Raw genomic sequence first — 19,440 nt, 5'->3', positions numbered from 1 at the left:
ATCGTGGCCCACGTCTGCAGCGCGGGCGCCGTCAGATACGGCGCCAACGTGAATCGGCCCACCACCAGCAGCACGATGACGAGCGTGAACCCCCATGGCAGAGCGCTTCTCGCGGACCCCGCGCGTCCCCAGGAGTCAGGGGGGAGCGGGCTGTCGTCGTCGGTCCACACGCTCCGCTGACCGGTTCGAAGCTCAGACATGCGCCCTATCGTGTCAGGTCGTCCCAGTGCTCCCGACGGAATCCTGATCTCTGAGCTTGGACTTGCCGCCTGGGCTCGGGTCACCTACTTGGCCAGGGGGAAAGCCATGAGTCGTCCGAACGGCCGTGAGCGGTGCGGTCAGTCGTGCTGCTCCCCGCCGAGGCCGAGTTCCTGGGCGACGCCTTCCATGTTCTCGTAGGTGCGATCGGGCAGCGACCGGATGGCCGAGAGCACCTCGTCGGGTGCCGACTGGGCGCGCGCCCGCTCCAGTAAAGTCTCGCGATCGGCCGGAAACGCGTGCGTGCCGCTGATCCAGGTGGCCAGGTCGCTTCGGCTGTCCATCTCCTGCGCGCTCAACCCTTCGGGTGAGCCTGGCTGGTGCGCACGATCGGTGCCCAGTTTTTGCCTGTCGTTGGCGTTGTCCCGTTCCATCCGCTGTTCCCTTCGTGCGTTGTGACAGGGGGGCATACCCGCCTTACGCTGGGCAAACATCTCCGCCACCTCGAAGCTCCCCCGCGACTCGGCAAGCTGGACTCGTGGGACGGTAGCGGCTCGTGTTTCTCTGGGAAACGGCGGACATAATTTCAATATTTAGCATGAAACGAATAACCTGCTCACAGTAATCCGCTGTACGGACGGGCCGCCCCATGGGGCGGGAGAGAGGAAGAGAAAAGCGTCGTCGCGCCCGGCCGGGCCCGCTGGCCTGGAAATACGTCTCAGGAGTGCGCGCCGCCGCGATCCGCCGAGAAAGACAGCTCTTTCCGAATCGATCGAACTTCCACCGGAACAATTTCAACAGCGGGCGTCGCCGACCTCGTTTCGCCCGGCACAAAACGCGATGGTCAAGGCCGTCCCGGCTTTCCGCCGTTTCGTGATGGGAAGGACGCGGTTGCTCGCCCGGACCTTTGCCGGGGCTCCCGCGGAAGAATCGGTGACCTGTGTGGAGCGAGAGGTCCGGAGCCCCCGTCCTTTGGCGTCGAGGTGCCCGTCGGCCTCCGCCCGAACCCGGCCGCCCGGCGGTTCCGGCGGCGGTGCCACGAAAGGGCATGCGCACCGAACGCAATCCGTTTACAAAACGAGCCTGTGACGGCATCCTCGGATACAAACAAAACCTCCTTGGCCGCGCCGTGAAGCCGAGGAGGCCCGAAGGTCGTGCCAGAGATAAGCGTCAGCCTGGAGTTCCAGGTGCCTCACATTCAAAGCGGTCCGCAGCCGGTATTTCCAGTGCGTTCATCGGATAAGCGCGAGACGAGCAGCCCATGGATATTGAGATTTCCGTTTCCGAACCGGATTCGGTAGACGCCGCGAACGATCTGTACGAATGGCTGGTTGAGGAACCCGAGCTCGCGGGCCGGGTTCGCTCCCTTGAGGCCCCGCCGGTCCCGGGCACCCTCGGGCCTTTGACCGAGGCGCTGCGGATCGCGCTCGAACCGGGTGGAGCGGTGATGGTGCTGGCCACCCTGGTGGTCGCCTGGCTGCGATACCGGACGGGCAAGGTGACGATCACGATCGTCACCAAGGACGGGGAGTCCAGAGTCGACGTGCTCGCGGAACGGGTGAAGGCCCTCGACGCGGCGGGCACCCAGGCGCTGGTGTCGGAGGTCGTCCGAGCCGTCGAGGGCCAGATGCCTGACGAGGGAGGTGCCTAGGATGCCGGGCATGCTCGCCGGCCCCGGCTCCCGGGCCCTGCTGGTCGGATCCTCCACGCACTCTCCCGACTCGATCCTCCAGCCGGTCCCGTCGGTCGCGACGACGGTCGCGGCGCTCGCCGACTGCCTGGTGGAACGGGCGGGACTCGACCCGCTGAACCTGACCAGGGTCATGGACCCCCAGACCCCGAACGCGATCGGCGCCGCCCTGGTGTCGGCGGCCGAGTCGGCCACCGACGTGCTCTTCCTCTACTACGTGGGGCACGGCCTGATCGGCCCGAACCGGGAACTGCATCTGGCCACGCGGGCCACCGTCGATCTGAGCCGGGGCGTGGCGGCCTACCAGGCACTGCCGTTCCCGACGGTGAGAGAGGTCCTGTCCCGCTGCCGGGCCCGTCTCATCGTCATCGGCCTGGACTGCTGTTTCTCCGGCAGGGCGTCCGGGCCGGTGGCGGCGGCGACTGACGAGGTGTTTGGGACCACCTGGCGGCACGGCACCTACCTGCTCGCCTCGGCGAGCGGGCAGGAAAGCGCCTGGACCCGTCCGGGGCAGCCGCACACCGCCTTCACCGGCGAGCTGATCCGGCTGCTCACCGAGGGAGATCCCCGAGGTCCGCGCGAGTTCACCCTTGACGCGCTCTACCGCTCCTTGGATCGTTCCCTGGCCGGGGAGGGACTGCCACGGCCACGCCGCCAGGCCACCGATCACACCGACACCCTTCCACTGGCCCCCAACCCCGCCTACCGGGCTCCCGTTCCCCCCGACCTGCCGTCCGAGGCAGGCGGCCCGGATGGCTTCAGCCCCTACCAGGGACTGGCCGCGTTCGGCCCGCAGGACGCCCACCTTTTCTTCGGCCGTGACGAGCTCACCGAGGTGCTGCGGGCCCGGGTGATGGAGGGCCCCGCCGGTGGTGTCCCGCTCGCGGTGGTGGGGTCCTCGGGCTCGGGGAAGTCGTCGCTGCTGGGGGCAGGGCTGATCCCGGCCCTCCGGCAGGCCGGCCGCCCGCATCTGCTGATCACCCCCGGTGACGACCCTCTGGGCAGACTGGCCGAACGCATGTCGAGGCTCCCGGCGGAGCCGTCCCGTGTTCCGCCCACCGAGATCGCGAAGAATCCGGATGCGCTGAGCGCCGTCCTGCGAGAAGTGCCTCGCGTGTCCGGCAGGCCGGTGGTGATCGTCGACCAGTTCGAGGAGGTGTTCACCGCCTGCGCCGACGAGCGCGCGCGGCGGGCCTTCGTCGAGGCGATCTGCGCGGCCTGCCGCGGGGAGCGGGAAGAGCCCGCGGCCACCGTCGTCATCGGCGTGCGCGCCGACTTCTACGGCCACTGCAGCCGGTACCCCTGGCTGGTCGCGGCCCTGGAACAGCCCATCGTCGTCGGGCCGATGACCGCCGCCCAACTGCGTGAGGCGATCGAGAGGCCGGCGATGCTCTCCGGCCTGGCTCTGCAGGACGGCCTGGTGAATCTCCTGCTGCGTGAGCTCGGCGCGACCAGCAGCGCCATGGCCGCGAGCGCGGGGGCCTCCCTGCCCCTGCTCTCGCACGCGCTGCTCGCCACCTGGCAGCACCGGGAGGGACAGATACTGACCCTGGCCGGGTACCACGCCACCGGCGGCATCGACCGTGCCATCGCCGCCAGCGCGGACGCGGCCCTGTCACGGCTCGACGACGACGGTGCCAGAACGGCACGGCGGATCCTGCTGAGGTTGGTGCATATTCAGGAGGGGGCCGAGGACACCCGCCGGGTCGTCGCGCTGCCTGACCTGCTCCCACCGCCCGCCTCGGCCGGTCATGCGCCCGCCCGGCGAGCGCTGGACGAGTTCGTCGCCGCGCGCCTGGTCACCGTCGACGAGAACACCGTCCAGATCGCCCATGAGGCCCTCATCCGGGCCTGGCCCCAGCTGGGGGCGTGGATCGGCGACAACCGGTCGAACCTCATGATCCAGCAGCAGCTGGCGGAGGACTCCGCCGCCTGGGACCAGCACGGCCGCGACCCCTCGTACCTCTACACCGACACCCGCCTGGTCGCGGCGCGGACGATCACGGCCGAGCTGGAGCAGGGGGATCTCCAACCGCTGGAGACCGCCTTCCTGGACGCGGGCACCCGGCTGGGTCGCCGCCGCACGCGGATCACCCGCCAGGTGATCGCGGCGCTCACCCTGCTCCTGCTGGTCGCCATGGGGGCGGGAGGGACCGCCTTCCTGCAGCGCAGGACCGTCCAGGAACAACGCGACGACGTGACCTCGCAACGGGCCGCCGACATCGGCAACCGGCTCACGGACAGGACGCTGGGCGCCCAGTTGAATCTCGCCGCGTACCAGGTCAGCGTGACCCCCGAATCGCGGGGAGCGCTGCTGTCGACCCTCTCGCGGGCCATGCCGACCAGGATCATCGCCGATCACGCCCAGGCGTACGATGTCACGTTCGCCCCTCAGGGGGGAAGCGTCGCCGTGGCCTACGCGGACGGTGCGGTCGAGATGTGGGACATCTCCGACCGGAGCCGGCCAGGGAAGCTGGCGGAACTGAAGGTGGATTCCCGCCCCGTGACCGGGGTCGCGTTCAGCCGAGACGGTCACCTGCTCGCCACGGCCTCCAGCGGTGGCGTGGCCCGGCTCTGGGACGTCGCCGTTCCCGGGAGGCCGAAGATGACGGCTGTTGTGGCCGGGCATCGGGAAACGGTCACCGGCATCGCTTTCAGTGCCGTCGGGACGATGGCCACCGCCTCGGAGGACGGGACGGCGAAGCTCTGGAATGTCTCGGACCCGGGGCGACCCGGGCTCCTCTCCACGCTGAAAGGCCACCGGGCCGGAGTGCGGGAAGTCGCCTTCAGCACAGACGGGCGGATGCTGGCCACGGCCTCCAACGACACCACCATCCGGCTGTGGAACATCTCGGACGGCAGGCGGCCCAAGCACGTCTCCACACTGAAGGGGCACGTCAACGCGGTGAGCGCCGTCTCCTTCAGCCCTGACGGGAAAACCCTGGCCAGCGCCTCAGAAGACTGGGGCATGTCCCTGTGGGACGTGTCACGACCAGCTCGGCCGGCGAGGTTGAGCAGTTCCTACCCCGCGAAGGAGCGTCTCTACGGAGTCGAGTTCAGCCCGAACGGGTTCATGGTCGCCGCAGCCTCGGCTGACAACCTCGCCTACCTGTGGAACGTGGCCGACCCGAAGAAGCCCTTGTTTCTCCTGGCACTGGGCAGTCACCTCGCGGAGGTTCAGCAGGTGGCTTTCAGCCCGGACGGACATACCCTGGCGACGGCCTCCTCGGACGGCGCAACCCGCCTGTGGAACATAGACGGCCCCGGGATCATCACATCCCTGCCCACACTCAGGGGGCACACCGACGCCGTCACGAGCCTGGCGCTCAGCGCCGACGGAAGGTTCGCCGTCACCGGGTCCATCGACCGCACCGCTCGCCTATGGGACATCTCAAACTTCTCAAAGGCGACATTCCTGGCCAGCCTCCAGGAAGAGAACAACACCATCGAGGGGGTCGCGCTGAGCCGCGACGCGAAACTGCTGGCCACGGCGTGCGGCTGTGGGCTTGGGCGCCTGTGGGACATCGCGAATCCCGCGAAACCCCGGCTCCTGTCCACGCTCAGGAGCAATGCCGGCAGGGCCGACGCGGTGGCGTTCGCCCCGGACGGGAAACTGCTGGCCATGGCGTGCGGGTGCGGTTCCGTCCAGCTGTGGGACCTGTCCACGCCGGCCAAGCCGAAACTGTTGTTCGACAGGCGCGTACACGGCGACGCCGCCTGGGACATCACCTTCAGTCCAGACGGGAGATACCTGGCCACCGCGTCCGCCGACAGGACCGTGACGATATGGAACGCCTCGGACCCAGGTCACCTCTCGATGCTCTCCAAGATCACCGCCCACTCCGTCGACGTCAACTCCGTGACCTTCAACTCCGACGGCACCCGCATGGCCACGGCGTCCAACGACGGAACCGCACGCGTATGGGATGTGTCCACCCCTTCCAAGCCGCGGCAGCTCTCCGAGGTGCGCGGCCACTCGGCGGCGGTGAAGTCGGTGGCGTTCAGCCCCGACGACCGGATGCTGGCGACCGCCTCCGCCGACCAGACGGTGCGCCTCTGGAAGGTGGACGACGTGACGGATCCGCGGCTCTGGGCGGTCCTGTCCGGCCACTGGGGAAAGGTGTCCAGCGTACTGTTTCATCCCAGGACCGGCACCCTTGCCACCACCTCGGCGGACATGACCGCCCAGTTCTGGAGCACCGACGTCACACTGGCCGAGAAGAGGATCTGCGCGGCCTCCGGCACACCCATCACCAGGAAGGAATGGGGACAGTACCTTCCGGACAACTCCTACGCTTCGCCATGCGGGTGAGCCGCGGGGTTTCAGCAAGCTGTGGGCGCGTTCGAATCCGGACAAAGGATCGTTCATGAGAGCCGGGGAGCGTCGCCGGGGCGTGTGCCGTTCTCCTTCGTCTCGCCACTTGCGAAAGCAGCGTGCAGGGGAAGGAGATTCGGGCGTTTGGCCGTGCGGCCGTCGCCGGAGGAGCGGCCGCGCAGGCGCCTGCCGAGCCAGGGACCGAGGAAGGAGGCGGCCCATCGTAGTTCGCCTGCCGCGGTGCGCCAGCCGGCGGGGACGGCTGCTCGCGGGTCGGTCAGCGGCTGGGTCCAGGAGTCGTCGCTACCGGGCAGGTCGAGGGCGTGGGCGACGGCGGCGGCGATCCGTTCGTGGCCGAGCGGGCTGGCGTGGAGCCGGTCCGGGCACCACAGCCGGGGGTCGGTGACCACCGGATGGTGGAAGGTCTCGGCGACGACGACGCGGTGCCGGTGTGCCGCCTGCCGGATGCGGTGGTTCAGGGCGATGACGCGGGAGCTGATCGGGCGGGCGAGCGGGGTGATCCGTGCGACGTCGGGGAAGGTGACAGTCGCGACGCGGGCACCTTGGGCGGTGAGCGCCGCGAACATCGCCTCCAGGTGGCCGGCGACCTCGTCAGCGTCGAATCGGGGCCGCAGCAGGTCGTTGACCCCGGCGACGACGGTGGCCAGGTCGGGGCGTAGCGCGAGGGCGGGTGCGAGCTGTTCCCGGTGAACCTGCGCGGCGAGGCGGCCGCGTACGGCCAGGTTGGCGTACTGGACGCCGGGGTCGTGCAGCGCGAGCCGCTCGGCGAGCCGGTCGGCCCACCCCCGCAGGCCCACGGTGTCGTCGCCGTCGCCGAGCCCCTCGGTCTGGCTGTCGCCCAGGGCGACGAAGCGCAGGTGGTCATCGCTGGGCATGGGCCGCCCGCCGCTCCCGCAGGATCGCCACGGCGCGTTCGCACCAGTCCCGGTTGCCCCGTTCGAAGTCCAGGCCGCGCAGGCAGGTCAGATAGGGCCCGATCCGCTCGCCGTAGCGCAGGAAATCCTCCTCGCTGCGGTCACCGCGTATCTTCCGCAACAGTGCGTCGAACAGCGCGATCTTGGCCTCGGCGAAGGTGGCCCGTTCGGTGAGCTGCGCGATCAGTATCTCGGTGTCGACGTGGCCGGCGGCCTGGACCTTGACGAGCAGGTCGTCACGGATGAAGGAGGGCTTGGGGGTGCTCGCCGCGAACTGTTCCAGCTCGGCCAGTCCGGCGTCGGTGACCCGGAACAGGCGCTTGTTGGGCCGGGTTTCCTGGACCACCTCACGGCCGGTGATCAGCTCTTCCTTCTCCAGCCTGGTCAGCTCGGCGTACAGCTGCTGTGGCAGCGCGTGCCAGAAGTTCGCCACCCCCAGGTCAAACGCCTTGGCCAACTGGTATCCGCTCAGCTCCTCGTCGAGAAGCGCCGCCAGCACGGCGTGACGCAAAGCCATCGGACCACCTCTTTTCCACCTCTGTCCACGGAACTCACGCCCATGGTAGTAAAGAAACTGACTAATCACATCCATGACTATCTGGGAGAAGCCATGGCCACCGCGGACCGCTTCCGCGCCGCTGTCGACAGCCGCGACCTCACCGCTCTGGACGACCTGTTCACCGAGGACGTCCGGCTCTACAGTCCGGTGAAGTTCAGTCCCTTCGAGGGCAGGCCGATGGTGTTGGGGCTCTTCGGGGTCCTCATGCGTACCTTCGAGGACTTCCGCTACATCGGGCACTTCGACGGCACCGCCGAGACCTGCGCCGACGGTACTGAGGCCCCGTCGGTGGTCCTGCTCTTCCGGGCCACCGTGAACGGCAGGCAGATTCACGGCATCGACCTGTTGCATCTCGACCACGAGGAGCGGATCAAGGAGTTCACCGTGATGGTCCGTCCGCAGTCCGCGGTGCACGCCCTGGGCGAGGCGGTCCTCGCCGGTCTGGTCGCCGACGGCCTCGTCCCGGCCCCGGCCGATCACTAGAAAGAGTCATGGCAGCACGGGCGGCCCTGCCTTCAGGCTGACCGGTGTGAGCCGCCCGGCTCTGCCGACGCGGCTGCCTCGGCAGAGCGCGAGTGACATGCCGACCGGAAACCCCGGGTCGAGCCGCTTGTCCATGACACCGAACAGGTCCCTTCCCTGATGGGCCGGGTCAGGTCAGGTCCGCGAAGGCCGATCGGTGTGATTGGTGGAGATCCATCGGCCCAGTGTCGCCTCGGCCGCTCCGTTGTCGACGGCCTCGGCGCAGCGTGCCATCCCCGCGGCGAGCCGGTCGGTGAGGGGGGCCGTAGAAGGGGTGACCGTCACCAGGGCGGCCGCGGCGTTGAGGAGGACGACGTCGCGGATCGGTCCGCGTTCTCCGCCGAGTAGGGCTCGCAGGACGCGGGCGTTGCCGGCCGCGTCGCCGCCGCGCAGCGCCGAGGGTTCGGCACGCGGCACACCGAGGTCGCGAGGGTCGAGCAAGGTCTCGGTGACGTCGCCGTCGCACACCACCCAGACCTGTGACGTGGTCACAGTGGTGAGTTTGTCGAGTCCGTCGTGCCCCCGAACGACCAGAGCGGACAATCCGTGTGCGGCCAGGAGTTCAGCCACCACCGGTGTCATCCGCGGATCCGCCACGCCGACGACCTGGTGCCGGGGGTCGGCCGGATTGACCAACGGTCCCAGGATGTTGAACGCGGTCGGCACGGCCAACTCCCGGCGTACCGCGGCGACGTGGCGCAGGGCGGGGTTGAAGTTCGGGGCGAACAGGAAGGTGATGCCCGCTTCGGCGGCTTCCCGTGCCGCCTGCTCCGGGGCCGAGGCCAGGGACACGCCGAGGTGTTCGATCAGGTCGGCGGCCCCACCGGACGAGGGTGACGCGACGCCGGAGGCCCGCGGTTCGCAGGCGAGGGCGAAGGCCGCGGGAGGGTTTCCTCCTCACCTCCATGTCATTGGGCGGGGCGGTCCGAGGTTCGTTCCGCCCGTTGTCGGTGGGCCGGTCTACCGTGAGTGGGCACAGAAACCCAGCGTGAGTAAGGGGAGACCATGACCACCCTCGAGAACCGGCCGAACACCGCACTTCTCGTCGTCGACGTGCAGAACGGTGTCGTCGTGGGAGCTCACGAGCGCGACGCGGTCGTCGCGAACGTTGGCAGCCTTGTCGAGAAGGCGCGGCGGGAGCGGGTCCCCGTTGTCTGGATCCAGCACTCCGATGAGCAGCTCGCGAGAGGGAGCGACGACTGGCGGATCGTCCCCGAGCTGACTCCGGGCGACGCCGAGCCGCTTGTCGAGAAGAACTACGGCGACTCCTTCGAAGACACCGCGCTGGAGACCGTGCTGTCGGGCCTTGGCGTCGGGCGACTCGTCGTCGTCGGCGCGCAGACCGATTGGTGCATCCGCTCGACGCTCCATGGCGCGTTCGTCAGGGGATACGACACGACCCTTGTCGGCGACGCCCACACGACGGAGGACCAGACGGCATGGGGGGCGCCGCCGCCGGACCGGGTCATCGCGCACACGAACCTGTACTGGACCCACCAGACGGCGCCGGGGCGGACGGCTGGGACGGTCGAGACCAAGGATGTCGACTTCGGCGGCACCTCCTGAAGCCTGTGCGACACGGACCGGGTCCGTCCGCGGGCTGAGCGGTCAGGACTCGGACAACAGTTGACCTGCGGCGATGTACGGTTCTGTGGACGAGCTCTCGATTCGCTCCCGCTGACGGGACTACTGGTTGCGGATGAGGTCCAGCAGCGCCGCGTGGGTTTCCTGGTCGGCCGCGACGATGAGCCCGCCCGCGCCGGTATGCGGCGGCCGACCGTCGAGGCCGGTCAGCACACAGCCGGCGGCCCGGCACAACGCGATCCCGGCGGCGAAGTGCACGCTGTCATGGAGCCGGCCGTCGGTGACGTAGGCGGCTCGCCGACCGGCGGCGACCCAGGCCACCGCCAGGGTGGTGGAGACGACGCGCGGGCGGAACCGCTCGGCGAACCCCGGATCGGCGAGCAGGGCGGCAGCACGGAAGGCGGGTGAGTTCGGGAACGGCGGGTCGAGGTTGACGTCCACCAGCCGCGAATCCGGCGACGGCTTGAGCGGCTCGTCCAGGCCGCCGCGGCGGATGTAGGCGCGGACGCCGTCGGTCCAGAACACTTCGTCGGCGAACGGGTCGGCCGAGGCCGCCACCGTGATGTCCGGGCCCACGCGCAGGGCGACGTTCACCGCCGCCAGCATGGTGTGCACGGCGTAGTTCAGCGTGCCGCACAGAGGGTCGACCAGCCACATGCGCTCCGCCCCCGCCGGGCCCGTAGACCCGCTCTCCTCGCCGGTCACGGCATCACCGGGCCGGGCGGTGCGAATGACATCAAGGATGGCCTGCTCCGCTTGCACGTCGGCGGCCGTGGCGAAGTCACCACCGGATTTCTCCAGGCGCGTCAGCGGCGCGCCGAACATGGTGCGCACGACGGCTGCTCCCGCCTGCGTCGCCGTACGGGCCAGCTCAACGTCGGTGATCGGCATGAGCCGCAGGATAGATCAGGCGGGGTCGGCCGCCTGACACCGGTGCACAGTGCGGCGGAAGGCCGCGAGCTCGTCGTAGACCTTGCGGCCCCGCAGGCAGCCGAGCATCCGGTACTCGACGGTGGCGGCCTTGATGACCCGGTTGCGCACCCTCCCTGTCAGGTGTCGATCGGGGCCGTCGCTTCTGTGGCGGCCTGCCGGAGTGCGTGGCGGCATGCCTTGATGGCGGGGTGCTGGCTGCGGCCTCGGCGTACCGCGGTGAAGATGCGGCGTGTCCGCTGGCCGCGGGGAAGTTGCCGCAGTGTGACGGTCGGGGACTGTCCGATCCATACGAGGTCGGGAAGCAGTGCGACGGCGTGGCCCTGTTCGACGAGGCGAAGATGGATCAGGAGGTCGGTGGTCTCGAACCGTACGTCGGGTTCGAAGCCGGCGTTCCGGCACAGGGTCATGGCCCAGTGGCGGGCTGCCGTACCCTCGGGTTCCATGGCCCAGGGACGGTCGGCGAGTGAGCGCAGCGACGCCGTGGGGCCGTCCGCGTCATCGGCCGGTTCGGGCAGCGCGAGGCGGAGGAAGTCGTCGAGCAGGTCTTCCTGTTCCAGTTCGGCGGGCCGGGGGTTGGGATTGCCCGGGTACTCCTCGGCGATGACCAGGTCGAAGTCGCGGGCCTGAAGTGCGGGCAGGGCCGTTTCCGGCGGCATCTGTGTGACGTGGGTCCGAAGGCCGGGGTGAAGATCGCGCAGGATGTTCAGTGCGCTGGGTATCAGGGCGAGGGTGGCGGTCTGGAACGAGGCGACGCGCAGGGTCCCGGTCAGATCGGTCAGGGAGGCGGCGATGTCCGCCTCGGCGCGCTCCAGGCGTTTCAGCACCGCTTCGGTATGGGCGACGAGGATCTCCGCCTGCTCGGTCAGCCGCACGCGTCGCCCGATCGGCTCCAGTAGCCGGACACCGGCCTCCGCCTCCAGTTGGGAGAGCTGCTGGGAGACGGAGGAAGGGCTGTAGGAGAGGGCGGCGGCGACGGCCGCGAGGGTGCCGCGGTGCTTGAGCTCGCGCAGCAGGCGTAGTCGGTGCAGGTCGAACATCGGCGGACCGTTCTCTTCGTCGCCGCGGCGAGCTTTTGATCAGTTGGTTTCTCCGATGAATATAGGTCGGAAACATTCGCTGGACCGATTGGAGTGTGTGCCGCACGCTGGCTGCGATGCCTGAGATCGCTTCTTCCGTCCGTACGCTGCCGTGGTTCGCGCGGCCCGCCGCCAGGTTCTGGACCTGTGCGCCCGCCCCCGCCGAGGTGCGGGAGTTCCATGCCTCCCTGTTCGAGTACGCCCCCACCTCGCTGATCGAACTTCCCTGGCTCGCCGTCGAGCTGGGGGTTGGGCGGGTCTTCGTCAAGGATGAGTCGTCTCGTCTGGGGCTTCCCGCTTTCAAGGTGCTGGGCGCATCCTGGGCGGTGCACCGTGCCCTTGCCGAGCGGGCGGGTCCGGTCACGTTGGTGACCGCCACCGACGGCAACCATGGCCGCGCTGTGGCTCATATGGCACGTCTGCTCGGCCAGCGCGCCCGCGTTTTCATCCCGTGGGGTGTTCATCCGAGGGCTGTGGCGGCCATCGCCGCCGAGCAGGCCGAGGTCGTTCAGGTCGCGGGCTCGTACGACGAGGCGGTGCGCCGGGCGGCCGAGGCGGCCGCCGCGTTGGATACGGTTCTGGTCCAGGACACCGCCTGGCCGGGCTATGAGCAGATCCCCGGTTGGATCGTCGAGGGCTATTCCACCCTCTGTGCCGAAATCGACGAGCAGTTGACGGCGGCTGGAGCCGGGATGCCCGATCTTGTCGCCATCCCGGTGGGCGTGGGCTCGCTGGCCCAGGCCGTCGTCACCCACTACCGCAGTCGTCCGGCGGGGCCGGCCCCGGCGCTGTTGTCGGTGGAACCTGTGGCCGCCCCCTGTGTCATCGAGAGCCTCGTGCGTGGCGAACCGGTCAGCGTTACCACCGGTGAGACCATCATGGCCGGTCTGAACTGCGGCACACCCTCCACTATCGCCTGGCCTTACCTGCGTGATGGGCTGGATGCCGCCGTGGCCATCGCCGATGCCGACAGCGCCCGCGCAGCCGGTGACCTCGCCGCCCTCGGTGTTTCCTGTGGCCCCTGCGGTGCGGCCTCGCTCGCCGGCGTCCGCGCTGTGCTCACCGGCGACGGCGCCGGCGAGCGCCGTACCACGCTGGGGCTTGGTCCTGCCTCGACGGTGGTGTTGCTGTGCACCGAGGGCAGTGCGGCCAATCCGCATGCCACTCCGGATGTCTGAGCTCATCTGTTTTGGCCTGTCGGGCTGGTTCGCATACGTCGACGCAGGCCCTTCCCGGCTTCGAGACGGCGACCGTTCGGGGCTTCCGAAGCGTACTGCTCAGAATTTTTCGCTGGACGAGGTGAAACGAGTGGTGCACGGTGCTCGAAGGTAGATCGTCTCGCACTCCTTACCGTCTCGCCCGTTCCCGTGCCAGGGAGGCGACAGTGCTGTGGAAGGTCCGCATGCTCCCCGATACGTCAGACCCGGCTGCCCTCCTCGCCAGGCTCATCGCCATCGACTCCGTCAACCCCGAACTGGTGCCCGGCGGTGTGGGCGAGACGGTCATCGCCGATTTCTGCGGTGAATGGTTGGCCACCCGTGGCTTCGAGGTGCACCGCCTGGAGAAGCGTGCCGGCCGTCCCTCACTGGTCGCGATCGCTCGTGGCACCGGCGGTGGACGGTCACTGATGCTCAATGGCCATCTCGACACCGTCGGCCTGGCCGGCTACGAGGGCGACCCGCTCGAACCGCGGATCCGTGACGGAAAGATGTTCGGTCGCGGAGCCTTCGACATGAAGAGCGGTATCGCGGCCATGATGATCGCCGCCGCGCGCGCCACGGCCCAGGGGCGCCTCCGGGGAGATGTCGTCCTCGCCTGCGTCGCCGACGAGGAGCACGGCAGTCTGGGCACCGAAGAGGTCCTCAACTCCTTCAGCGCCGATGCGGCGATCGTCACCGAGCCGAGTCATCTCGAAGTGACCCTCGCGCACAAGGGTTTCGCCTGGTTCGAGGTGGAGATCGAGGGGCGAGCGGCTCACGGGTCCCGTCCTGAGCTGGGCATCGACGCCATCGTCAAGGCCGGTCACTTCCTCGTCGCGCTGGAGGAGCTGGGGCAGCGCCTCGCCCGGGGGCCGGCGCACCCGCTTCTGGGGACGGGGACGGTGCACGCCTCCGTTATCCAGGGTGGGGAGGAGCCGTCCACCTACCCGGCGCGCTGCCGCGTCACGCTGGAGCGCCGCACCGTACCCGGCGAGAACGCCGACACCGTGGAACGGGAGCTGACCGCGGTCCTCGACCACCTGGCCGCCGTGGTCCCGGACTTCCGCTACCGGCTGTCCCGCGGTCTGTGTCGCCGGCCCTTCGAGGCCGACCCGCAGGCCGCGATCGTATGCACCCTCACGCGCCACGCGACAAGGGCCCTCGGCCATCCGCCTGTGGTGCGAGCCGAGTCTTTCTGGACCGACTGTGCGTTGCTGGATCGGGCCGGCATTCCCTGTCTGCTCTTCGGCGTCGACGGCGGGGGTGCCCACGCGGCCACTGAGTGGGTCGACATCGCCTCCCTGCACCGAGTGGCCGAGATCCTCACCGACACCATCGCGGACTTCTGTTGATGATGTAGCGATCACTCACAGCTACTTTGCCTCTGGTGGCGTCGACCCGAGTGGAGGGCCTACATGTCGAATCACTATCTGTGTTGTGCCGATCGCCGCATCCCCCCGGCCGTTACTGGATGGGGACCTGGAGGTCGCGGAACGGGCCGATCTTGACTTTGAGGGTGTCGGCGGTGTCGGGCAGGGCGAAGAGGTTCCAGAACTGGCGGGTCTGGCCCGGTGCGAACTTCTCGGTGCTGATGCGGACGCCGGAGACGTCGGTGCATGCGCAGTAGGAGTCCACGCCGTCGTCGGTGGGGACCTCCAGGCGGCCGGGCAGGTACTGGCGGCGGGCGGCGGCGTCGGTCACGCGGACGTTGCTTGCGGCCTGGTATTTGTACGCCTCCCAGTCCTGGGCGTGGTGAAGGTCGTTGAACCAGGTCTCGGCCGATCCCCCGTTGGTGATCTTGTAGGTGAGCAGGCCGAGGCCGCCGGGCAGCCGGCGCAGGCCCGTGACCTCCATGGCGATGGGCTGGCCGTCCGCCTTGGTGGTGCCGGTCAGGCCGGTCGCGCCGGGGGAGGTCGTGGCCACCGGTTCCTGGGCAGCGGGCTGAGGTTTGGGGAAGGTCACCGTGACGCGGCGGTTGCGGCGCCTGCCCTCATCGCTGTCGTTGTTGTACAGCGGGCGGCGCGAGCCGTACCCCTTGGCCTGGAAGCGGACCCCGTCCCGGGACAGCAGTGCCGACAGGGTGCGCTGCACCGCCTGGGCGCGGCGCAGCGACAGTGGGTCGTTGATGGCGTCGTTGCCGGAGGAGTCGGCGTGGCCCGCCACCGTCACCACGGTGGAGGGGGAGGCGTCGATGAGTTTGGCCGTGCGGGCCATGATCGTCTTGGCATTGGGGGTGAGGGTGGCCTTGTCCACCGCGAACAGCACGTCGGAGGAGAGGTTGACCTGCAGGTCCTTGCCGTCATCGGCGGTCTCCTCTGATTTGTCCAGGGACTCGGAGGGGAGGATGAGGCGGCGGGTGACCGGGGTGACGGGCTCGGCATCGGGGTCGGGAAAGTCGCCGGTCGGAGCTTCGTCGCTGATGGGCACGTTGAGCATCGGCGGGCCCACGGGGGTGACGACGGTGGTCGTCGCAGGGTTGCCCGCCGGTGCGGGCAGCACCGCGTAGACGGTGATCGACTGGCCAGGGTCGATGAAGCGGCCGAGGCCGTCGCGGTCGAGGTCGCTGCAGAGGCACGGGGAGCCGACGGGTTTGTACGGCAGGATCCAGGTGCGGGCCTGCGCGTCGAGGACGCCGATGCCGGAGGCCCACTTGATCTCGCCAAGGGGGCGGGTCCGGTCGCCCATCTCGCCGGCCCAGGACAGGTGCTTCTCGGTGCCGGTGTTGGACAGACGGATCTGGGCGATGAGGTGCTTGCCCTTGACGCTATTGAGGCCGACGACCTCGACCTTGAGATTCTCGGTCATGGTACTGCGGGTTTCGGCCAGGGCCGGCCGGGTGTCTTGACCTGATGCCGTGGCGGTGGCGGGCGGAGCGCTGGTGGCCGGGGCACTCGACGTCGGCGTGGTGGTGGCGGCGGGCGGGGGCGCGGCTTCCTTTATCGGCAGCACCCCACACCCGGCCGCTGCCAACGTGAGTACGGCGGTCAGGGCCAGGATCCGATTAGGCATGGGGGAGAATGTATCCGTTCCGAAATGTTGGTGCTCAGGCCGCGTGAGAGCGGTGCACACGTCCCGGCCTGAGGTGTGCCGCCCGTCAGCCGCGCGCATCGGCGAGCGCATGCGACACCACCAGGAACGAGCTCGGAGCCACCACGTCCATCACCGACTTGACGATCGCGTGCGGGGCGTACTCCTGCACGCTGGTCCCGGTAGGGATTGCACCAGCGAGGCCTGCGGCAACTCCTGCAGCCCGTAGCTTTCTTTGCATTAGAGACCCCTTTTTCGGATGGCCTTGGGTAATACGTGCAGAGTGGGGACGGCGAGCTACGGCAGCTCGTCGTCACCGGCGCGCTGCGGTCGTTCGAACGTGGTCCTTACTTACTCAATGCGAACCCGTAGCAACCAAGCGCTGTCCCAGTCGCACTTGTAGTCGATGACGATTCCAGCGCCCGTCATGTCGCGTTCGCGCTGCCTGCAGCCTTCGTGCGTGGGGTAGTTCGCGAAAGGCGCCCACACGGCTTCGATCGAGGTCCGGACCTGAAATCGCTGCGTTGATTCCGCTTGAGCGGCCGCGGTCGTGAAGAGAGCTCCGCCGCGCACATCAGGACTGCCGCCGACATCAGCGTTGTGGCTGACTGCGCCACTTTGCGCCGCGCACTCTTTCTCTCCCAAACGCGCACAGTCGATCGTGTCACGCACACCTCTTCCTCATAGGCGGCAGGACCGGCGCATCGCCCATCCGGTGCCCGGTCGGCCGCGAGATGGCCGCTGAGGACAAGATCGCCCACGTCTGGCTCCGGCAAGGCTAGTCCTCATAAAACAACCGTACCATACGGTATAGTATGGTCCGAATGCATCGTGATCAACTCATTGTCCGAGGAGAGATATGTCGGCATTGCCCGATCCGGTTTGGCCGGTTGTCGTCCTAGCGATCATCCAGGCCGGTGACGCCGTCATGTGCATCAAGCCCGTTCCGTTCATCGCCCAGTGCTTCGAAAACGTGAACTGGCCGCGACGTTACTGGTGGATCATGCCACCGCTGAAGTTCGCCGCCGCGGCCGGTCTGATCCTGGGCATCTGGCTTCCGTATCTCGGCGCTGCGACCTGTGCTGCGCTCGTCCTCTACTTCATGGTCGCCATCGCGATGCACATCGCGGCCCGAGACTTCGGCCGTAACCTCTTCCTCAACGCCACCGCCATGCTGCTGATCTGCATCGCAGTCGGCTTCTACAGCTTCATGGCATGAAGCTCGCATGCGCCTCGGCGAGCGCGGACCGCTCCATACCTGGTGGTACGTTTGCCGGATGAGCACGGCACGCGAGCGGTGGCTGAACGAAGGCCTGAAGGTCCTCGCAGAAGAAGGTGCAGCAGGGATTCGAATCGACCGGATCGCCGCTCGACTTAACCTGTCGAAAGGGTCGTTCCACCATCACTTCGATGGCGCCGAGGGATACAAGAAAGCACTTCTCGCCCATTTCGAGCACCTATCGATCGAAACTCTCGAGAATGCAATTGCCGACGTCGGGGAATCGGCCGGAGCCCGTGTAATCCTCGCACGGCTGACGAAACTCGTTCGCCCTGGCGGCACAGGACTCTATCGTCCAGAAATCGATATCGCATTGAGGGCATGGGCGACATGGGATGCGGATGCGCGTGCCGTGCAGACTCGCCTTGACGAGGCCAGACTGTCTGCACTCCAGCGGGTGTGGCGATCAGCCGTCGCCAGCGACGAGGAGGCCCGGACGGCGGCCCTGTTGCCCTACCTGCTTGCGGTTGGAGCAACTGTCGTCTTCCCCCCGGTCGACGCTGACCAGCTTCGCGACCTCTATGAAATCCTCCTACCACTCGTACCGGATAGCTCCAGCCAGAAATGAACACCGAGGCCTGGCTCGCGATCATCTGGACCCGCCCCGGACCTGCGAGAACTCCGCTAACGGCGGTTTCCGTTCCGATTCACTCCGAGCCCCGATCCCGGCCGCGGAACTGCTGATGGACGGCACCACCGAGAGCTCCGCGGCCGGGTCGGGTCGGGCCTGGACCGGGTGCCCACCTCCTACGCCCAGCCCACCCTCAGCGAAGCCCACCAGTGATGATCCACAGGTGGCCGAACGGGTCACGGACGCGGCCCGAACGCTTGCCGTAGGACCGGTTCTCGATCGGCACGACCACTTCGGCGCCGTGGGCGATCATGCGTTCGCCGACCACGTCCGGGGCGTCGACCTCGATCTCGAGGAGGACCGCGGAGCCGCCGAGGTCACCGGGTGAGAGCCACCCCCACGAGGAGACGGCCGGGGAGACCCGGAGGGACGAACCACCGATGCGGTGATGAACGACGCTGGGTCGGCCGTCGTCGCTCAGGGGAGCACGGAACACTTCCTCGGCGCCAAGGGCGTCCTGGTAGAACGCCGACGCACGGTCTGGGTCGGGCACGATAAGACGAGGGCAAATGTGTGTGTTCGGTGTCATGGACCCATCGTTGGGCCTGGTGCCGACGGGGTCTTGAACATCTGGGAACGAACCGCGCCCGGATGGGGTGTCACCTGAACGCGCGCTCTTCGTTTGGCTACCGGTCGCCGACCGGCGGTCCCTGCACGGCCAGGCCTTCGGCGCGTAGCCACTCAGTGGGCGTACACCCGGCCATGGCCCGCCACTCCCGGGTGAGGTGCGCCTGATCGGCGAATCCCGACGCGGCGGCGACCGCCGCCAGACCGACCCCCCTGGAACGAGCGGCGTCCACGAGCCGGCCCCGGGCAGTCTCGAAGCGGACGAGCCGTTGGTACTCCTTCGGCGTCACCCCGAACTCGGCTCGAACCAGACTGCTCAGGTGCCGCCGGGAGCACCCGAGCCGGTAAGCGGCCTCCTGCACCCGGGTGGTCCCGGACAAGGCTGCGATCGCGGATCGCAGTTCGTGGTGGTTGGCGCGTTCGCCGTGCCGGCCGAGGCCGGTGAGCAGGGACTGCGCGACGAGGGCGCGACGCTGCGGCCATGTCCGGCAGGCCGCAAGCCGCTCCGGCAGGTCCGCCATCGCCGGGACGACGTCGGCGAGATCCACGATGTGCCCGGCCAGCGCCGACGCCGGGAGCCCCAGCAGTGCGTCGGCGCCCAGCGGGCTGAGCGTCAACCACACCCCGCGCGTGCATCCCACCTGCCTCAGCTCGGCCGCGTCCAGATGGAGCCCGGCCACAACAGCCCGGCGCCGCTGGCTCGAGCCGGGCCGCCCGACCCACGAGATCTCGAGCGAGTCCTCCTCGGGGATCGTGATCGACACCGTGGACGAGGGAAGTCCGCGATGGACGGCGACCGGGCCGGACCCAAGTTCGTACGCACCCAGCGTCGCCACGAAGGGCGCCAGGGCGGTGGGCATTGGGTCAGCGGGCACGGTCACTCTGGCACAGTACGACGGCTGAGGTGGTGCAGGTGAATTCGAGT

The 19,440-nt window shown here is 68.6% G+C and carries 18 protein-coding genes and 2 pseudogenes; 8 read left to right on the top strand and 12 right to left on the bottom strand.

Annotation, left to right across the window (positions count from 1 at the left end; all coding sequences use genetic code 11):
• Together ACWD3H_RS39580 and ACWD3H_RS39575 are read right to left on the bottom strand one after the other, a co-directional pair.
• Positions 1-200 (bottom strand): annotated as a pseudogene (locus ACWD3H_RS39580) (permease); the annotation flags it as partial.
• Between the two features lie 138 nt (positions 201-338).
• Positions 339-632 carry a DUF2795 domain-containing protein gene (locus tag ACWD3H_RS39575; RefSeq protein ID WP_350926108.1) on the bottom strand — a complete coding sequence of 98 codons (294 nt, stop codon included), beginning with the start codon at positions 630-632 and terminating at the stop codon, positions 339-341.
• 827 nt (positions 633-1,459) lie between these two features.
• On the opposite strand from ACWD3H_RS39575, the gene ACWD3H_RS39570 reads away from it, so the two are divergent.
• Both ACWD3H_RS39570 and ACWD3H_RS39565 read left to right on the top strand, forming a co-directional pair.
• Positions 1,460-1,849, top strand: a complete 390-nt coding sequence (locus ACWD3H_RS39570) for an effector-associated constant component EACC1 (RefSeq protein ID WP_451958669.1) — start codon at positions 1,460-1,462, stop codon at positions 1,847-1,849.
• Positions 1,850-1,859: 10 nt separating this feature from the next.
• The gene (locus ACWD3H_RS39565; RefSeq protein WP_451958668.1) at positions 1,860-6,200 is read left to right on the top strand and encodes a caspase, EACC1-associated type; all 4,341 of its coding nucleotides are present in this window, start codon (positions 1,860-1,862) and stop codon (positions 6,198-6,200) included.
• 53 nt (positions 6,201-6,253) lie between these two features.
• Here the strand turns inward: ACWD3H_RS39565 and ACWD3H_RS39560 are convergent, their stop codons facing one another.
• A complete protein-coding gene (locus tag ACWD3H_RS39560; RefSeq protein WP_451958667.1) occupies positions 6,254-7,099 on the bottom strand; it encodes an SGNH/GDSL hydrolase family protein in 846 nt (281 codons plus the stop codon).
• Entirely contained in the window at positions 7,086-7,655 is a 570-nt protein-coding gene (locus ACWD3H_RS39555; protein WP_451958666.1) for a PadR family transcriptional regulator, read from the bottom strand. Before ACWD3H_RS39555 ends, ACWD3H_RS39560 begins: the two co-directional genes overlap by 14 nt.
• 93 nt (positions 7,656-7,748) lie before the next feature.
• On the opposite strand from ACWD3H_RS39555, the gene ACWD3H_RS39550 reads away from it, so the two are divergent.
• A complete protein-coding gene (locus ACWD3H_RS39550; protein WP_350926118.1) occupies positions 7,749-8,180 on the top strand; it encodes a nuclear transport factor 2 family protein in 432 nt (143 codons plus the stop codon).
• Positions 8,181-8,354: 174 nt separating this feature from the next.
• On the opposite strand, the pseudogene trpD reads toward ACWD3H_RS39550, so the two are convergent.
• Positions 8,355-9,062: pseudogene (gene trpD, locus ACWD3H_RS39545) on the bottom strand (anthranilate phosphoribosyltransferase); the annotation flags it as partial.
• Between the two features lie 162 nt (positions 9,063-9,224).
• On the opposite strand from trpD, the gene ACWD3H_RS39540 reads away from it, so the two are divergent.
• On the top strand, positions 9,225-9,785 hold the full coding sequence (locus ACWD3H_RS39540) for an isochorismatase family protein (protein WP_355556017.1): 561 nt from the start codon (positions 9,225-9,227) through the stop codon (positions 9,783-9,785).
• A 120-nt stretch (positions 9,786-9,905) separates the two neighbouring features.
• Here the strand turns inward: ACWD3H_RS39540 and ACWD3H_RS39535 are convergent, their stop codons facing one another.
• From ACWD3H_RS39535 to ACWD3H_RS39525, 3 genes are read right to left on the bottom strand one after another with little or no spacing between them, the layout of a single operon-like run.
• Complete coding sequence (locus ACWD3H_RS39535) at positions 9,906-10,694, bottom strand: inositol monophosphatase family protein (protein WP_451958665.1); 789 nt, start codon at positions 10,692-10,694, stop codon at positions 9,906-9,908.
• 15 nt (positions 10,695-10,709) lie between these two features.
• Positions 10,710-10,844, bottom strand: a complete 135-nt coding sequence (locus ACWD3H_RS39530) for a hypothetical protein (protein ID WP_451958664.1) — start codon at positions 10,842-10,844, stop codon at positions 10,710-10,712.
• Between the two features lie 8 nt (positions 10,845-10,852).
• Complete coding sequence (locus ACWD3H_RS39525) at positions 10,853-11,773, bottom strand: LysR family transcriptional regulator (RefSeq protein ID WP_451958663.1); 921 nt, start codon at positions 11,771-11,773, stop codon at positions 10,853-10,855.
• Positions 11,774-11,889: 116 nt separating this feature from the next.
• On the opposite strand from ACWD3H_RS39525, the gene ACWD3H_RS39520 reads away from it, so the two are divergent.
• Positions 11,890-12,990 (top strand): diaminopropionate ammonia-lyase, encoded by a 1,101-nt coding sequence (locus tag ACWD3H_RS39520; protein WP_355556025.1) that lies wholly within the window; start codon positions 11,890-11,892, stop codon positions 12,988-12,990.
• Between the two features lie 206 nt (positions 12,991-13,196).
• Positions 13,197-14,363 (top strand): ArgE/DapE family deacylase, encoded by a 1,167-nt coding sequence (locus ACWD3H_RS39515; RefSeq protein WP_451958662.1) that lies wholly within the window; start codon positions 13,197-13,199, stop codon positions 14,361-14,363.
• Positions 14,364-14,475: 112 nt separating this feature from the next.
• Here ACWD3H_RS39515 and ACWD3H_RS39510 read toward each other — a convergent pair whose 3' ends face one another.
• Together ACWD3H_RS39510 and ACWD3H_RS39505 are read right to left on the bottom strand one after the other, a co-directional pair.
• Positions 14,476-16,020 (bottom strand): OmpA family protein, encoded by a 1,545-nt coding sequence (locus ACWD3H_RS39510; protein WP_451958661.1) that lies wholly within the window; start codon positions 16,018-16,020, stop codon positions 14,476-14,478.
• Positions 16,021-16,389: 369 nt separating this feature from the next.
• Positions 16,390-16,710 (bottom strand): hypothetical protein, encoded by a 321-nt coding sequence (locus ACWD3H_RS39505; RefSeq protein WP_451958660.1) that lies wholly within the window; start codon positions 16,708-16,710, stop codon positions 16,390-16,392.
• Between the two features lie 187 nt (positions 16,711-16,897).
• Here ACWD3H_RS39505 and ACWD3H_RS39500 point away from each other — a divergent pair, with 187 nt between their 5' ends.
• Positions 16,898-17,257, top strand: coding sequence for a DoxX family protein (locus ACWD3H_RS39500; RefSeq protein ID WP_355556035.1), 360 nt, complete (start codon positions 16,898-16,900; stop codon positions 17,255-17,257).
• Positions 17,258-17,315: 58 nt separating this feature from the next.
• Complete coding sequence (locus tag ACWD3H_RS39495) at positions 17,316-17,885, top strand: TetR/AcrR family transcriptional regulator (protein ID WP_355556038.1); 570 nt, start codon at positions 17,316-17,318, stop codon at positions 17,883-17,885.
• A 196-nt stretch (positions 17,886-18,081) separates the two neighbouring features.
• Here ACWD3H_RS39495 and ACWD3H_RS39490 read toward each other — a convergent pair whose 3' ends face one another.
• Together ACWD3H_RS39490 and ACWD3H_RS39485 are read right to left on the bottom strand one after the other, a co-directional pair.
• Positions 18,082-18,441: a VOC family protein gene (locus ACWD3H_RS39490; protein WP_451958659.1), complete on the bottom strand. Its 360-nt coding sequence runs from the start codon at positions 18,439-18,441 to the stop codon at positions 18,082-18,084.
• A 133-nt stretch (positions 18,442-18,574) separates the two neighbouring features.
• The gene (locus ACWD3H_RS39485; protein ID WP_451958658.1) at positions 18,575-19,375 is read right to left on the bottom strand and encodes a helix-turn-helix domain-containing protein; all 801 of its coding nucleotides are present in this window, start codon (positions 19,373-19,375) and stop codon (positions 18,575-18,577) included.
• Between the last annotated feature and the right edge of the window lie 65 nt (positions 19,376-19,440).

Source organism: Streptosporangium sp. NPDC002607, from assembly GCF_053592655.1.
Note: the sequence above shows the minus strand (reverse complement) of the source record. Positions and strands in the feature narration are given on the sequence as shown.

Bases quoted from the DNA above. Each gene is read 5' to 3' on its own strand.
- ACWD3H_RS39575 (WP_350926108.1), bottom strand. From the start codon at position 632: ATGGAACGGGACAACGCCAACGACAGGCAAAAACTGGGCACCGATCGT.
- ACWD3H_RS39570 (WP_451958669.1), top strand. From the start codon at position 1,460: ATGGATATTGAGATTTCCGTTTCCGAACCGGATTCGGTAGACGCCGCG.
- ACWD3H_RS39565 (WP_451958668.1), top strand. From the start codon at position 1,860: ATGCTCGCCGGCCCCGGCTCCCGGGCCCTGCTGGTCGGATCCTCCACG.
- ACWD3H_RS39560 (WP_451958667.1), bottom strand. From the start codon at position 7,099: ATGCCCAGCGATGACCACCTGCGCTTCGTCGCCCTGGGCGACAGCCAG.
- ACWD3H_RS39555 (WP_451958666.1), bottom strand. From the start codon at position 7,655: ATGGCTTTGCGTCACGCCGTGCTGGCGGCGCTTCTCGACGAGGAGCTG.
- ACWD3H_RS39550 (WP_350926118.1), top strand. From the start codon at position 7,749: ATGGCCACCGCGGACCGCTTCCGCGCCGCTGTCGACAGCCGCGACCTC.
- ACWD3H_RS39540 (WP_355556017.1), top strand. From the start codon at position 9,225: ATGACCACCCTCGAGAACCGGCCGAACACCGCACTTCTCGTCGTCGAC.
- ACWD3H_RS39535 (WP_451958665.1), bottom strand. From the start codon at position 10,694: ATGCCGATCACCGACGTTGAGCTGGCCCGTACGGCGACGCAGGCGGGA.
- ACWD3H_RS39525 (WP_451958663.1), bottom strand. From the start codon at position 11,773: ATGTTCGACCTGCACCGACTACGCCTGCTGCGCGAGCTCAAGCACCGC.
- ACWD3H_RS39520 (WP_355556025.1), top strand. From the start codon at position 11,890: ATGCCTGAGATCGCTTCTTCCGTCCGTACGCTGCCGTGGTTCGCGCGG.
- ACWD3H_RS39510 (WP_451958661.1), bottom strand. From the start codon at position 16,020: ATGCCTAATCGGATCCTGGCCCTGACCGCCGTACTCACGTTGGCAGCG.
- ACWD3H_RS39500 (WP_355556035.1), top strand. From the start codon at position 16,898: ATGTCGGCATTGCCCGATCCGGTTTGGCCGGTTGTCGTCCTAGCGATC.
- ACWD3H_RS39495 (WP_355556038.1), top strand. From the start codon at position 17,316: ATGAGCACGGCACGCGAGCGGTGGCTGAACGAAGGCCTGAAGGTCCTC.
- ACWD3H_RS39485 (WP_451958658.1), bottom strand. From the start codon at position 19,375: ATGCCCACCGCCCTGGCGCCCTTCGTGGCGACGCTGGGTGCGTACGAA.